At 73.1% G+C, this 13,783-nt stretch carries 11 protein-coding genes and 1 tRNA gene; 3 read left to right on the top strand and 9 right to left on the bottom strand.

Features of this window, described 5'->3' with window-relative positions:
* The 4 genes from V7793_RS21915 to V7793_RS21900 all read right to left on the bottom strand — a co-directional run.
* A partial coding sequence (locus V7793_RS21915) for an ATP-binding cassette domain-containing protein (RefSeq protein WP_336009069.1) occupies positions 1-359 on the bottom strand: 359 nt, incomplete at its 3' end.
* Entirely contained in the window at positions 356-1,198 is an 843-nt protein-coding gene (locus V7793_RS21910) for an ABC transporter permease (protein ID WP_336009068.1), read from the bottom strand. The genes V7793_RS21910 and V7793_RS21915, both read right to left, overlap by 4 nt.
* Entirely contained in the window at positions 1,195-2,139 is a 945-nt protein-coding gene (locus V7793_RS21905; RefSeq protein ID WP_336009067.1) for an ABC transporter permease, read from the bottom strand. The genes V7793_RS21910 and V7793_RS21905 overlap by 4 nt, the downstream gene beginning before the upstream one ends.
* A gap of 14 nt (positions 2,140-2,153) precedes the next feature.
* On the bottom strand, positions 2,154-3,752 hold the full coding sequence (locus V7793_RS21900) for an ABC transporter substrate-binding protein (protein ID WP_336009065.1): 1,599 nt from the start codon (positions 3,750-3,752) through the stop codon (positions 2,154-2,156).
* Between the two features lie 247 nt (positions 3,753-3,999).
* Here V7793_RS21900 and V7793_RS21895 point away from each other — a divergent pair, with 247 nt between their 5' ends.
* Complete coding sequence (locus V7793_RS21895) at positions 4,000-5,022, top strand: TauD/TfdA family dioxygenase (RefSeq protein ID WP_336009063.1); 1,023 nt, start codon at positions 4,000-4,002, stop codon at positions 5,020-5,022.
* Here the strand turns inward: V7793_RS21895 and V7793_RS21890 are convergent.
* Both V7793_RS21890 and V7793_RS21885 read right to left on the bottom strand, forming a co-directional pair.
* A complete protein-coding gene (locus tag V7793_RS21890; protein WP_336009061.1) occupies positions 4,994-5,755 on the bottom strand; it encodes a 4'-phosphopantetheinyl transferase family protein in 762 nt (253 codons plus the stop codon). The two genes, V7793_RS21895 and V7793_RS21890, sit on opposite strands and share 29 nt — an antisense overlap.
* Entirely contained in the window at positions 5,752-6,624 is an 873-nt protein-coding gene (locus V7793_RS21885; protein ID WP_336009059.1) for a metallophosphoesterase family protein, read from the bottom strand. Before V7793_RS21885 ends, V7793_RS21890 begins: the two co-directional genes overlap by 4 nt.
* A gap of 239 nt (positions 6,625-6,863) precedes the next feature.
* Here V7793_RS21885 and V7793_RS21880 point away from each other — a divergent pair, with 239 nt between their 5' ends.
* Together V7793_RS21880 and V7793_RS21875 are read left to right on the top strand one after the other, a co-directional pair.
* Positions 6,864-7,622 (top strand): thioesterase II family protein, encoded by a 759-nt coding sequence (locus tag V7793_RS21880; protein WP_336009058.1) that lies wholly within the window; start codon positions 6,864-6,866, stop codon positions 7,620-7,622.
* Positions 7,623-7,718: 96 nt separating this feature from the next.
* Positions 7,719-7,792, top strand: a tRNA-Thr gene (locus tag V7793_RS21875).
* A gap of 90 nt (positions 7,793-7,882) precedes the next feature.
* Here V7793_RS21875 and V7793_RS21870 read toward each other — a convergent pair.
* The 3 genes from V7793_RS21870 to tmk form a co-directional block, all read right to left on the bottom strand.
* On the bottom strand, positions 7,883-9,613 hold the full coding sequence (locus tag V7793_RS21870) for an alpha/beta hydrolase (RefSeq protein WP_336009056.1): 1,731 nt from the start codon (positions 9,611-9,613) through the stop codon (positions 7,883-7,885).
* Between the two features lie 246 nt (positions 9,614-9,859).
* Entirely contained in the window at positions 9,860-11,080 is a 1,221-nt protein-coding gene (locus V7793_RS21865; RefSeq protein ID WP_336009054.1) for a DNA polymerase III subunit delta', read from the bottom strand.
* 361 nt (positions 11,081-11,441) lie between these two features.
* Positions 11,442-13,783 (bottom strand): dTMP kinase (gene tmk, locus V7793_RS21860; RefSeq protein ID WP_336009052.1); only part of this gene is annotated, 2,342 nt, incomplete at its 5' end.

Below are 13,783 nucleotides of genomic sequence, written 5' to 3'. Positions count from 1 at the left end.
CCGTGCAGCCGCAGCGCCTCGGCGACCTGGGGGCCCACCTTCATCACGGGGTTGAGGGCTGTCATCGGCTCCTGGAACACCATGCCGGCGAGGCGTCCGCGCACGGTCGACAGCTCGCGGTCCGTGGCGCCCAGCAGGTCGAACGGGACGCCGTCCAGGCGCGCGCCGCCCCCGGCCCGCAGCCCCTCGCCCAGGAGGCCCAGGAGGGCGAGGGCCGTGAGGGTCTTGCCGGAGCCGGACTCGCCGATGATGCCGACGCGCTCGCCCCGGTCCACGGTGAAGCCCACGCCCCGCACGAGCGGCCGGTCGCCCGCGTGGACGGTGAGGCCTTCGACCTCCAGCAGCCTGCTCCTGTTCACCGGACACCTTCCAGCGTGGGGTCGAAGCGGTCCCGCAGGCCGTCGCCGAGGAGGTTCAGGCCGAGGACGGCGGCCGCGACGGCGAGGCCGGGCCACAGGCACAGCTCGGGCTTGTCGAAGAGGAGCTCCTGCGAGTCGAGCAGCATGCGGCCCCAGGACGGGGTGGGCGGCGGGGTGCCGAGCCCGAGGTAGGACAGCGCGGCCTCGGCCAGCACAGCGGTCGCGAAGGCCACCGACGCCTGGACGATGACGACGTCCCGGATGTTCGGCAGGACGTGCCGCACGGCGATGGCGGTGCGCGGGCGCCGGGCGAGCCGGGCGGCGTCGACGTACTCCGCGGCCATGACGCGCAGCGTGGCGGCCCGGGCGACGCGTGCGAAGCCGGGAGCGGAGGCGATGCCGATGGCCACCATGGCGGTCAGCGTGCTCGTGCCGTAGACCGCCGCCAGCATGATGGCGAGCAGCAGCGCGGGGAAGGCAAGCAGGAAATCGCTCACTCTCATCAGCAGCGCGCTGAGCGGACCGCCCGACATGCCTGCGGCCACCCCCATCGGCACGCCGATGACGACGGCGAAGCCGACGGCCACGATGCCGACGAACACGGTGGTGCGGGCGCCGGTCATCAGCCGGCTGGCGACGTCGCGCCCGAACTGGTCGGTGCCCAGGAGGTGCTCGCCGCCGGGCGGCAGCAGCCTGCGGGCGGCGTCCACGTGCGTCGGGTCGTAGGGCGTCCAGACCAGCGACAGCAGGGCCAGGGCGAGGACGAGGACGACGAGGGCGCCTCCGGCGGTGAGGGCGGGGCGGCGGGCGAGCCGCCCGGGGAGGCTCCTGGCCTTCATGAGCGGCTCCGCAGGCGCGGGTCGAGCAGGTGGTAGAGCAGGTCGGTGACGACGTTGACCACGAGCACCGCCACGACCAGGACGATCACGACGCCCTGGACGACCAGCAGGTCGCGGTCGGCGACGGACTGCAGCAGCAGGTCGCCCAGCCCGGGGATGACGAAGACCCGCTCGACCACGACGGCCCCGACCAGGACGGTGGACAGCTGCAGCCCGAGGACGGTCAGGACGGGCACCGCCGCGTTCGGCAGCCCGTGCCTCCACAGCGCGGCCCGGCGCCGGCGCCCCTTGGCCCGCGCCGTGCGCAGGAAGTCCTGGTGCAGGACGGTCAGGACGGCGGAGCGTACGTAGCGGGTGAGGACCGCGCCCTGGACGAGCCCGAGGGACAGGCACGGCAGGACGAGCTGCCGTGCCCAGGCCGCGGGGTCCTCGGCGAGCGGGGTGTACCCGCCGGCGGGCAGCGCCCCGGCCCGGACCGCGAAGACGTAGACGAGCAGGATGCCCGCGAGGAAGGCCGGGACCGCGATCCCCGCCTGGCTGAGCGCGGACAGCAGCGCGCCGGCCGGCCTGCGGTGCCAGGCGGCGGCCAGCACGCCCGCGGGCAGCGCGAAGAGGACGGCCACGAGCATGCCGCCGAGGGCCAGCCAGCAGGTGACGCCGAAGCGGTCGGCGATCCGGGGGCCGATGGCGTCGTGGCTGATGTACGAGGTGCCGAAGTCGCCGTGCAGCAGGCCCTGCGCCCAGTCGGCGTACTGGACGACGAGCGGGCGGTCGGTGCCGAAGTCGTGGCGCAGTGCGGCCAGCTCCGCCTCTCCGGCGTTCGTCCCGAGGACGACCTCGGCCGGGTCGCCGGGCAGGACGGAGAGGAAGGCGAAGACGACGAAGCTGGCGATCACGGCGCTGACCAGCAGCGAAGCCGCTTTGCGCAGGTACACCCGCATGCCGGGGCCGCTTCCTACTTCTTCTTCGCCCAGCGGATGTTCGCGAGGTCGAGGCCCTCGCCGACCTGGTTGACCGGCAGACCGGTGACGTCCTTGTCGGCCACCATCAGGTTGGGCATCAGGTAGAGCCAGTCGGCCGCGGCGTCGTCGGAGAGCAGGCGGGCGGCCTCGCGGTAGCGGGCGGCCTCGTCCTCGGGGCGGCCGGAGTCGGCGTCCTTGAGGAGCTTGGCGTAGGCCGGGTTGCCGTAGCGGAAGTAGTAGCCCGGGTCGGCGAACGTCCACAGGTCGCGCGGCTCGGTGTGGGCGATGACCGAGAGGTCGTAGTCGGCCTTGTTGTAGACCTCGGACAGCCAGCGGGCGGGGAATTCGAGCGGCTCGATCTCCGCCTTGAGCCCGACCTGGTCGAGCTGGGACTTCACGACCTGCGCGGCGGACATCGCGTACGGCATGTTGGGCACCCGGAACTTCACGGTCCGGCCCTCCGCACCGGCGTCCTTCAGCAACTGCTTCGCCTTGGCGGGGTCGTACGGATAGCCGCCGGTCAGGTCCTCGTACCAGGGGTCGGTGGGGACGGCCATGGTGCCGATGAGCTTGCCGTGACCGGCGCGGGAGGTCTCCACGAGCGCCTTGTGGTCGATGGCGTGGCGCACGGCCTGGCGGACCCGCTTGTCCTTGAACGGCTCGCGGGAGTTGTTCATCGACAGGACGACCTCGCCGGTGGAGGATCCCTCGATGGTCCGGAAGCGGCTCTTGTCGGAGAAGCGGGACAGCGACTCGGGGGCCTGGACCGTGCCGACGACGTCGATGCCCTTGGTGAGCAGGGCGTTGTTCATCGCTCCTGCGTCCTTGAAGTACTTCAGCGTGACCTTGCCGAGCTCCGGCTTGCTGCCCCAGTAGGAGTCGTTGCGGTCGAGGACGATGCGGTCGCCGCGGCGGCGCTCGGCCAGCTTGAAGGGCCCGGTGCCGACGGGGTGGGCGGCGAGGTCGGCGACGCCGGTGCGGCTGAACATGGCGCCGATGCGCGTGGTCATGGCGTAGAGCCAGCCGTTGCTCGCGTGGTTCAGCGTGACCTTGACCGTGTGGTCGCCGGTCTTCTCCGCCTTGCCGACGACGTCCATCTGGCGGGCCGTCTTCAGCTTCCAGTCCTTCTTCACCCGCTCGATGGAGAACACCGCGTCGTCGGCGGTGAACTCGGCGCCGCTGGTGAACTTCACGCCCTTGCGGAGGTGGAAGGTGTACGTGCGGCCGTCGTCGGAGCGCTCGTAGCGCTCGGCGAGCAGGGGCTGGATCTTCCCCTGCTGGTCCACCCGGACCAGGCCCTCGTAGATGCTGCCCAGCGTGGCCTGCGGGACCGCGGCGCCGTCGGTGGTGGTGAAGTCGAGGCTGGCGGGCTCGGCGATGAGGCCGATGGCGAGCGCGTCGGACGGGCCGGAGCTCGAGCTGCCGCCCCCGGAGCCGCACGCGGCCGCCAGGGTGCCGGCCAGGAGGGCGCAGCCGGCCGCCCGGACGGTACGCCTCAGTGTCGCTCCGGACGCCGCCGCGGACGATGCCCGTAAGGCCGCTCCGGACGCCGCTCCTGACGCCGGCCCTGACCTGGCGGTTGACTTGGCCACTGTGTCTCCGTGTCTGTGCGTCCCGCTGCCGTCTTTTCTTTCTGCGTCGCCGTGCCTTCCCGGAAACTAACCACCGGCGCACTCCCCGCACCATGGAAGGGCGCGAAGGTGATCGAGTTCACGCGCAATCGCGACACTCCGCCCCCGGTGCGACGGCCCCAACTCCATTGACCCGGCGCGGGCTTCGATTCATGATCGATGTGCCGCACACCTGCCGCAAGCGCCGAGAATCCCGAGTGGAGTCCGTATGCCTGCACCGTCCGCCGACGCCGAGACCGCCGCCGTCCTCACCGAGCCCGTCACCGGACCGAGCGCCTGGCGGGCTTCCGACTTCACCGATGAACGTGACTGGACGGTCGTCCTCACCCCTGAGGAAATCGGTGAGTTGCAGACGGCACTCACCGCGGTGAAGAGCCGCGGACTTCCGCTCGACCGGCTCACCGTCGACGACTTCCCTCTTCCGGTCCTCGGCAAGACATTCGAAGCGGCCGTTCACGACCTGGAGTTCGGGCGTGGGTTCACGCTGCTCCGCGGCCTTCCGGTGGAGACCTGGTCGCCGGAGGAGGCCCGCCTGGCGTACTGGGGCATCGCCCTGCATCTCGGCACGCCCGTCTCCCAGAACGCGGCCGGCGAATTGATCGCGCACGTAAAGGACTACGGAGAGGGCGAGGTCACCGAATCCGCCACCCGGGCCTACCGGACCCGCTCCGAGCTGCCCTTCCACACCGACAGCTCCGACATCGTGGGCCTGCTGTGCCTGCGCCAGGCGGGCGAGGGCGGCGTCAGCACCCTGAGCAGCTCCATGACCGTCCACAATCACCTCCTCGCCCACCACCGGGAGCTGCTCGGCCTGTACTACCGGGGGTTCGTCTACGACCGGCGCACGGAAGAGGACTCGGACGAGCTCCCCTACTACCGGAACTCCGTGTACGGCTATTTCGACGGGCAGTTGAGCTGCCGCTTCTATATGACCCACTACATCGACTCCGCGGTACCGAAGTCAGGAATTCCGCTGAGCGGGATCGAACGGCACGCCCTGCGGGTCTTCCAGGACGTCGCGGGCATGGCCGAGCACCGCGTCGAGATGACCCTGCGCGCCGGCGACCTGCAGCTGCTGAACAACAACGTTGTCGTCCACGGCCGCTCCGCCTTCCGGGACGAGCCGGGCCGGCGGCGCGACCTACTGCGGCTGTGGCTCAACACCCGGCACGCCCGGGACCTGCCGGAGGGCTTCGCCGCCTTCAGGCACGGGATGCCGCGGACTCGCTGATCTGCGGGCCGTCCGCGGGCCGCGCGCCCCGGGCCGGGGCGGGGAGGGCGATGGCGGTGAGCACGAAGCCGTCGCCCGCGGCCCACCGGCCGGTGAAGCCGCCCAGCCGGACGCCGCCCACGACGGGGCCGGGCACGAGGAGCCGGGCGGAGAAGGTACGGGCCTGCGGGTCGATCTCCAGCTCCGCCTCCTCGAAGTCCAGCTCCTGCCCGGTCAGCGGGTACCAGGTCTTGAAGACGCTCTCCTTGGCGCTGAACAGCAGCCTGTCCCAGTGCACTCCGGGCCGCTCCGCGGCGAGCCGCTGGACGGCCGTGCGCTCGGACGGCAGCGCGATGACACGGAGGACGCCCCCCGGGAGCGGCCCGTTCGGCTCGGCGTCGATGCCCACCGACGCCAGGGCGTCCGCCCGGGCCACGACGGCCGCCTGGAAACCGTCGCAGTGCGTCATGCTGCCGACCACACCGTCGGGCCACTGCGGAGCTCCGCGCCGGTTGGGGACGAGGGGCACGGGCGGAAGGCCGAGCCGCCCCAGCGCCCTGCGCGCACAGGCCCGTACGGCCGCGAACTCCTGCTGCCGCTTGGGCACGGCGCGGGCGACATGGGCCGCCTCCTCGGGAAAGAGGCCGGAGGGCTCCCCGGGGAAGGTGCCGAGGGGGGCGGGGGCGGGCTGCTGCGACGGAACCGCGAAGCTCTCCTCCGCCACGGCCTCCGCGGGCAGGATCTGCTCGATCACTCCCAGAACCCCTTCGCGCCGTCCCCCACGCGCTCGCCGGCCGGCCGGGGCAGGATCTGCCGCAGGGGCTCGCGCGGCGGGCGCGGCCGCCACTCGCGCGGATAGCCGATGGAGACCTCCTCGAACCGCACCCCGTCGTGCCAGGTGACGCGGGGGATGTGGAGGTGGCCGTAGACGGCCGCCGCCGCCCGGAAGCGGACGTGCCAGTCCGCGGTCAGCTCGGTGCCGCACCACTGCGCGAAGTCCGGGTAGCGCAGGATCCTGGTGGGCTCGCGCACCAGCGGCCAGTGGTTGATCAGGACGGTGCGGTGGGCGGGGTCGACGGCCGCAAGGCGGCGCTCGGTGTACGCCACGCGCGCGTGGCACCACGTATCGCGGCCGGAGTAGGGCTCGTGGTGCAGGAAGTGCTCGTCGGCGCAGACGACTCCGGCCTCGTGGGCCCGGCGCAGCGACTCCTCCTTGGTGTGCGCCCCGGGCACGCGGAAGGTGTAGTCGTAGAGGACGAACAGCGGGGCCACGGCGACCGGGCCGCCCTCGCCCTGCCACACGGGGTACGGGTCCTCGGGGGTGGCGACGCCGAGACCGCGGCACAGCTCCACCAGGTGCAGGTAGCGCTTCTCGCCGCGCAGGTCGACCGGGTCCTGCGGGTGGGTCCACAGCTCGTGATTCCCGGGCGCCCAGACGACCTTGGCGAATCGCTCGGCGAGCAGGCGCAGCGTCCATTCGATGTCCGCGTACTGCTCACCGACATCGCCCGCCACAATGAGCCAGTCGTCGTCGCTCCCGGGCCGGAGCGTTTCGACGAGCGCGCGATTCTCTTTGTAGGCGACGTGCAGATCGCTGACGGCCAGCAGATTTCCGTTGGGCACTGTGTGTCCTTCTCGCGTCCTTCTCGACGAATCCCTTGTTTCAAACCGGAACACCCATGTGTTTCGGAGCACTTCGAGCCGGGACGACGTATGTCTGCACCCTGCAAGGGAACCTAATACGCCGGGGGCACCCGAAGGAACCCCTACCGGCTACGAGCCTGCCCCTGCGGTCTCCCGACGTATCCTGCCCGGGACCCGAAAGGCAGCAACTGAACGGCTCCGAAGGGAAAAACAGCACGATGACCATGTCCCCCGCTGACAACCAAAAGTGGATTCGCCGATTCCATCCCGCGCAGGACGCGCCGGTGCGCCTCGTGTGCCTGCCGCACGCCGGAGGGGCGGCGAGCTATTTCTTCCCGGTGTCGAAGGCGCTCTCGCCGGCGGTCGACGTGCTGGCAGTCCAGTACCCCGGCCGGCAGGACCGGCGCACGGACCCCTGCGTCGACAACCTGGCCGAGCTGGCGGATCTGACGACCGAGGCCCTCCTCCCCTGGACCGACCGCCCCCTGGCCCTCTTCGGCCACAGCATGGGCGCGACCCTCGCCTACGAGGTCGCCCTGCGGCTGGAGGAGCGGGGCATCAAGCCCACCGTCCTCTTCGCCTCCGGCCGCCGCGCCCCCTCGCGCCACCGCGAGGAGACGGTGCACCAGCGCGACGACCAGGGGCTGATCGAGGAGCTCCGCGCACTGAGCGGCACCGACACCCAGATGCTGGACGACAAGGAGGTGCTGCAGATGGTCCTGCCGGCGCTCCGCGCCGACTACCGGGCGATAGAGACCCACCGCGCCCGCCCCGGCCTCCGCGTCAACTGCCCCGTCCACGCCCTCACCGGCGACGACGACCCCAAGGCCACCGTCGACGAGGTCCAGGACTGGGAGCACCACACCACCGCGTCCTTCGCGATCAGCGTCTTCCCCGGCGGCCACTTCTACCTCAACGACCACGCAGGGGAGATCGTCGGCGTCATCTCGGACACCATCGCGGCCCCGGCCCGCTGACCACGGAAGACCCCCGCCGACCACCGTGTACGGAGCACCCCTCCGGAGTGTGTAGACTTGGGCGCGCTGCTGAAGCCGGTCCGGATCAGGCAGCTTGCCGCCTTAGCTCAGTTGGCCAGAGCAACGCACTCGTAATGCGTAGGTCTCGGGTTCGAATCCCGAAGGCGGCTCCGCTGAAGCCCAGGTCACACCTTGTGTGGCCTGGGCTTTTCTGGTTCCTGCAGGGCCCGTGCGGCCTCGGGCCTCGTGGGCCTCGGGCCTCAGCGGCACTTCCGGTCCGCCGGGGGCGGGGTCGAGGTCAGCAGGTAGCTGTTGATCGCGTTGTCGATGCAGGCGCTGCCGCGGGTGTACGCGGTGTGGCCGTCGCCGTCGTAGGTCAGCAGACGGCCGGAGGAGAGCTGGGAGGCCAGCGAGCGGGCCCAGCCGTAAGGGGTGGCCGGGTCGCGGGTGGTGCCGACGACGAGGATGGGCGCGGCGCCCTCGGCAGGGATGCGGTGCGGGGTCCCCGTGGCCTGGACGGGCCAGTATCCGCAGGTCAGGGCCGCCCAGGCGAGGGAGGTACCGAAGACGGGCGAGGCCTTGCGGAAGGCGGGGACCGCGTTGCGGACCTCGGCCGGGGAGCGGAAGGCCGGCGGGAGGTCGAGGCAGTTCACGGCCGCGTTGGCGTACATGAGGTTCTGGTACGTGCCGCGGGAATCGCGCTCGTAGTACGCGTCGGACAGCTTCAGCAGCGGGGCGCCGTCACCCTGGAAGGCGGACCGCAGTGCGGTGCGCAGCAGGCCCCACGCCGCCTCGTCGTACATGGCGGAGATCACACCCGTCGTGGCGAGGCTCTCCGTGAGCCTGCGGGACTTGCCGGTGGCCAGGGGGGTCGCGTCGGCCTTCTTGAAGAGCCCGGAGAGGCGGTCGCCCGCCCTTGCCGGATCGGCACCCAGCGGGCAGTCCCTGCGCCGGGCGCAGTCCTGGGCGAAGGAGTCGAAGGCGGTCTGGAAGCCCGCGGTCTGGTCGCGGTTGACCCGCTCCGAGTCGAGGGCCGGGTCGAGGGCGCCGTCGAGCACGAGGCGGCCCACGCGGGAGGGGAAGAGCCCGGCGTAGGTGGCGCCGAGGAACGTGCCGTACGAGGCGCCCACGTACGTCAGCTTGGCGTCGTCGAGGACCGCGCGCAGGACGTCCATGTCGCGGGCGGCCTCGATCGTGGACACGTGGCCGAGGAGCTTGCCGGAACGGGCCGCGCAGCCGTCGGCGAAGTCGGAGTACGCGGCGACCAGTTCCCCGGTCTCGCCGGCGTCGTCCGGGGTCTGGTCGACCTCCGTGTAGCGGTCCATGTCGGCGTCGGAGAAGCACGTGACCGGCTCGCTGCCCGCGACGCCCCGGGGGTCCATGGCCACCATGTCGTAGTGGGCGCGGACGGCGGCGGGATAGCCGATGCCCGCGTAGCGCTGCAGATAGCCGACCGCCGAGCCGCCCGGCCCGCCCGGATTGACCATCAGGGAGCCCAGGCGCCTGGCATGGCCCGCGCCGGTGGCCTTCTTGCGGGAGACGGCGAGCTTGAGGTCGTCCGCCTCACGGGGGTGGTCGTAGTCCAGCGGGGCCTTCAGCGTGGCGCACTCGAATCCGCCCGTGCCGCAGGAGTGCCAGGTGAGCTTCTGTGCGTAGTAGCGCTGCAGGGCCGGGGGAACGGCGGCCGGCAGCGGGGCGAGCAGCGGGGCTTCCCCGGACGGCCTGCCCGCGCCACCCAGGCCCCCCAGAGAGCCCAGGGCGCCCGCTGGGCGGCCGAGGCTCCCGAACCCGGGAAGGCCGCTGCCGTCCCGCCCCTCCCCCGCGCGGCCGTGCCGGCTCCCCGCCGGCGAGGGCTGCTCGTCGCCCGCCCCGTACGCTCTCGCCGCCGCCGTCGCCCGCGGCGAGGTGTCCCCGAGGGCGGAGCCGGAGATCAGCAGCGCCGCTGCCGCGATGACGGTGCCGGAGGTACGGAGCAGGCGGCTGGAGTCCATCGGCTGGTCCCTTGTCCCTCTGCGTGGATGCATGGCTGCATGCGTGGAGTGCCGCTGCACGGAGGCACGGGGCTGCCTGGCAGCGAGGAGGAGCTGAGCTTCACGTAGCGTCACGGAGAATCACTGCGTACCGACGGAGCGTATCCGCACCCCTGCGGGCTGCCGCCAGTCGCCGGGCCAAGGAGGCCTCATATGAGTGAGAGTGCGTAACCGGACGCGCACCCGGTCCGGGTGGGTCCGCGGCGCTCAGCCGGCCCGCAGCGCCATCGTCATCGCCTCGACCGCGAGCAGCGGTGCCACGTTGCGGTCCAGCGCCCGCCGGCAGTCGATGATCGCCTCGATGCGGCGCAGCGTCCGCTCCGGGCCGGACGCGGAGGCGACGCGCTCCAGGGCGTCCTGCATGTCCGTGTTGGCGATCTCCACGCGCGAGCGGAGCTGCATCGCCAGGACGTCGCGGTAGAAGCCCGTCAGGTCGACCAGGGCCAGGTCCAGGCTGTCGCGCTGGGTACGCGTGCTGCGGCGCTTCTGGCGGTCCTGCAGCTCCTTCATCGCGCCCGCCGTGCCGCGCGGGAGACGGCTGCCCGTACCGGCCGCCGCACCGAGCGCCGCCCTCAGCTCCTCGGTCTCCTTGGCGTCGACCTCCTCCGCGACCTGCTTGGCGTCCTCGGCGGCCGCGTCGATCAGCTCCTGAGCGGCCTTCAGGCAGCCGCCGACGTCGTCGACGCGCAGCGGCAGCTTGAGCACAGCCGCGCGGCGGGCACGGGCCCGCTCGTCGGTGGCCAGACGGCGGGCACGCCCGATGTGGCCCTGCGTGGCACGGGCCATCCGCGCGGCCAGCTCGGACTCGATGCCGTCACGCCGGGCGAGGATCTCCGCCACGGCGGCCACCGGCGGCGTGCGCAGGGTGAGCAGGCGGCAGCGGGAACGGATGGTGGGCAGCACGTCCTCCAGGGACGGCGCGCACAGGAGCCACACCGTCCGCGGTGCGGGCTCCTCGACCGCCTTCAGCAGGACGTTGCCCGCGCCCTCCGTCAGCCGGTCGGCGTCCTCCAGGACGATCACCTGCCAGCGGCCGCCGGCCGGCGAGAGCTGGGCGCGGCGGACCAGGTCACGGGTCTCCTTGACGCCGATCGACAGCTGATCGGTGCGGACGATCTCCACGTCCGCGTGCGTACCCACGAGCGAGGTGTGGCAGCCGTCGCAGAAACCGCACCCGGGGGCCCCGCCGACGGCCTTGTCCGGGCTCACGCACTGCAGGGCGGCGGCGAACGCACGGGCGGCGTCGGCCCGTCCGGAGCCGGGGGGACCGGTGAACAGCCAGGCGTGGGTCATCGACCCGCCACCGACGGCGGCGGCGCCCGGCGCGGCCGACTCGGCGGCGGTGACCAGGGCATCCGCATCCCGCGCGGCGGCGGAAAGCTGCTCCGTCACCCGGTCCTGACCGACCACGTCGTCCCACACCGCCATGGCTGTCCTCCGCACTGGTTGTCCTGCGACGTCCATTGTGGGCCACACCACCGACACCGGACGCCGTTCGCCGTTCGCCGTTCGCCGTTCGCCGTTCGCCGTTCGCCGGACGAGCATCGCCCGATGGCGCGGCCACGCCCACCACAAGGCCCGCCGGGAGGCCGTGCCTCCCGAATCCGCCGCAACGGCGATCAACCACGGCGACGCAACCCGGCGGGACCGAGGCATCCCCCGCCCTTGAGGGCGCGCAACCCGGCAGGCGCACGCCGGCGCCCACCACCCCCCGTCCCACGACGACGCAGCCCGGCGGCGCCGAGACCACCCCCGCCCCCGGCCGAACCCGCCAAGGCCCGGCAAGGGCTCAGCGGCGGCGGCCCCGCTCATCGTCGTCGCGCCCGCCCCGGCCCAGGAGCTCGTCCGCGAGCGTCGGCTCGTCGTCGCCGGAGGTCTCCTCCGCCCAGCCCGGACGGCGGCGGCCCCGGGCGGCGGCGTCCTCGTCCACCTGCGGCAGCTCTCGCGTCTGCTCGGTGTCCGAGCCCGCGCCCGCGCCCGAGCCTGCGCGCTCCTCCGAACGGAACAGCCAGTCCGGCACCCGGTCCGCCGGGTCCTCGGTCCGCGGCTCGGGCCGTACCGGAGGCAGCACCTCCGTCACATCCATGCCGGCATCGGCGACGGCCGCATCGGCGGCCTCAGCAACCGGCGGCTGCGGCAGCACAGCCGTCTCCTCCGACTCCCGCGACGGCGAGGGCGCCTGCTGCGACTCCACGCCCCAGGTCACGCGCTGCTGATCCACGGGCCGTACGGCGGGCACGGGCGGCAGCACCTCGGTGTCGTCGGCCGCACCGGGCACACCGGACGCCCGCGAGGCCCGCGGGTCGATCCGCGGCCGCTCCACCGTGGGCGTCGTGTCCGCGGTCAGGCCGGTGAAGTCCGTGTTCCGCGGGTCCGGCCGGTGGACGGACGGGCTCTGCACCGACGGCGTCTCGACGATCTGCGTCTCGTCCGAGCTCCCCGGGGCCACGGCCTCCTTGCGGAACGAGGGCCGCTCGACGGTCGGAGCCTCGGAAGCCGAATCCGAAACGGAAGCCGGCGCGTCGAGGGAGCCCGGCGCAGCCGGAGCCGCAGCCGCGGCCGCCTCCGCCGCCACCCGCGCCCGCTCCGCCCGCAGCAGCGCCTCCTCCGCCTTGCGCTGCTTCTCCAGGCGCCGCTCCTCGGCCTCCGCGCGCAGCCGCGCCTCTTCCTCGGCCTGCTTACGGAGCCGCTCCTGCTCGGCGGCGCGGGTGCGCTCCTCCGCCTCGCGGCGCTTGCGCTCCTCCTCCGCCTGGCGGCGGGCTTCCTCGGCACGCTGCCGGGCTTCCTCGGCGAGGCGCGCCTCTTCGCGGATGCGGGCCTCTTCGGCCTCGCGCCGCTTGCGCTCCTCCTCCTCGGCGCGCAGCTTGGCGAGCTGCTCCTGGCGCTCGCGCTCCAGCCGCGCCTCCTCCGCCTTGCGCGCGGCCTCTTCCTCGGCCTTGCGCCGCGCCTCTTCCTCGGCGGCCTTGCGGGCCTGCTCGCGGGCCTCGATCTCGGCCGCGGAGAGCGGCAGGGCCTGGTCGAGGCGGTGGCGTACGACGGTGGTGATGTCCTCGGGCGCCTGCCCGGCGTCCACGACGAGGTAGCGCGAGGGGTCGGCGGCGGCCAGGGTCAGGAACCCGGTGCGGACGCGGTTGTGGAACTCCATGGGCTCGGATTCGAGCCGGTCGGGCGCCTCGGTGAAACGTTCTCGCGCGGTCTCCGGCGAGACGTCGAGCAGCACGGTCAGGTGCGGCACGAGACCGCCCGTCGCCCAGCGGTTGATGCGGGCGATCTCGGTCGGCGAGAGGTCGCGCCCGGCGCCCTGGTAGGCCACGGACGAGTCGATGTAGCGGTCGGAGATGACGACCGCGCCGCGCTGGAGGGCGGGCTGCACGACGGAGTCGACGTGCTCGGCGCGGTCGGCCGCGTAGAGCAGCGCCTCCGCGCGGTCGGACAGACCGGCCGACGAGACGTCCAGCAGGATCGCGCGCAGCCGCTGCCCGATGGGCGTGGCGCCGGGCTCGCGGGTGACGACGACCTCGTGGCCCTTGGAGCGGATCCATTCGGCGATGGCCCGCACCTGGGTGGACTTGCCGGCGCCGTCGCCGCCCTCGAAGGCGAGGAAGAAGCCGGTCGCGGCGGGCGTCTGCTCGGGGTCGCCGCCGCGCAGCACGTCCAGCAGGTCGCGGCGGAAGGGGACGCCGTGCCGGTCGTCGGTCTTGCCGAGCACGAGGGCGCCGACGGGCAGCAGCAGCGCCCCGACGAGCATCAGCGTGAAGGCCGCCCCGCCGTGCGCGAAGACGAAGCTGCCGCGCTCCAGCCGGTGCGGCCCGATGGCGGCGGCGAGCAGCGGCGCGGCGACCGCGCCCAGCGCGGCCGTGACGCGCACGACGGCGTGCAGGTGATCGGTCGTACGGGGCCGGCGGGCCTCTTCCGTCTCCTGGTCGAGGAGGGCGTGGCCGGTGTTGGCGGCGATGCCCGCGCAGACGCCGGCGAGCAGCACGAGCAGGAGCACCGTCGTGGGGTCGGGCACGAGGCCCGCCGCGAGCAGCGCCAGGCCGGTCAGCGCGATGGACAGCGCGAGCAGGCGGCGCCGGGAGAAGCCGGGGAGCACCTTGACGGCGCTGCGGATGCCGATGACGGGGCCGCCGG

It is taken from the genome of Streptomyces sp. KLMMK (assembly GCF_036961605.1).
Taxonomy (GTDB): Bacteria; Actinomycetota; Actinomycetes; order Streptomycetales; family Streptomycetaceae; genus Streptomyces; species Streptomyces telluris.
Note: the sequence above shows the minus strand (reverse complement) of the source record. Positions and strands in the feature narration are given on the sequence as shown.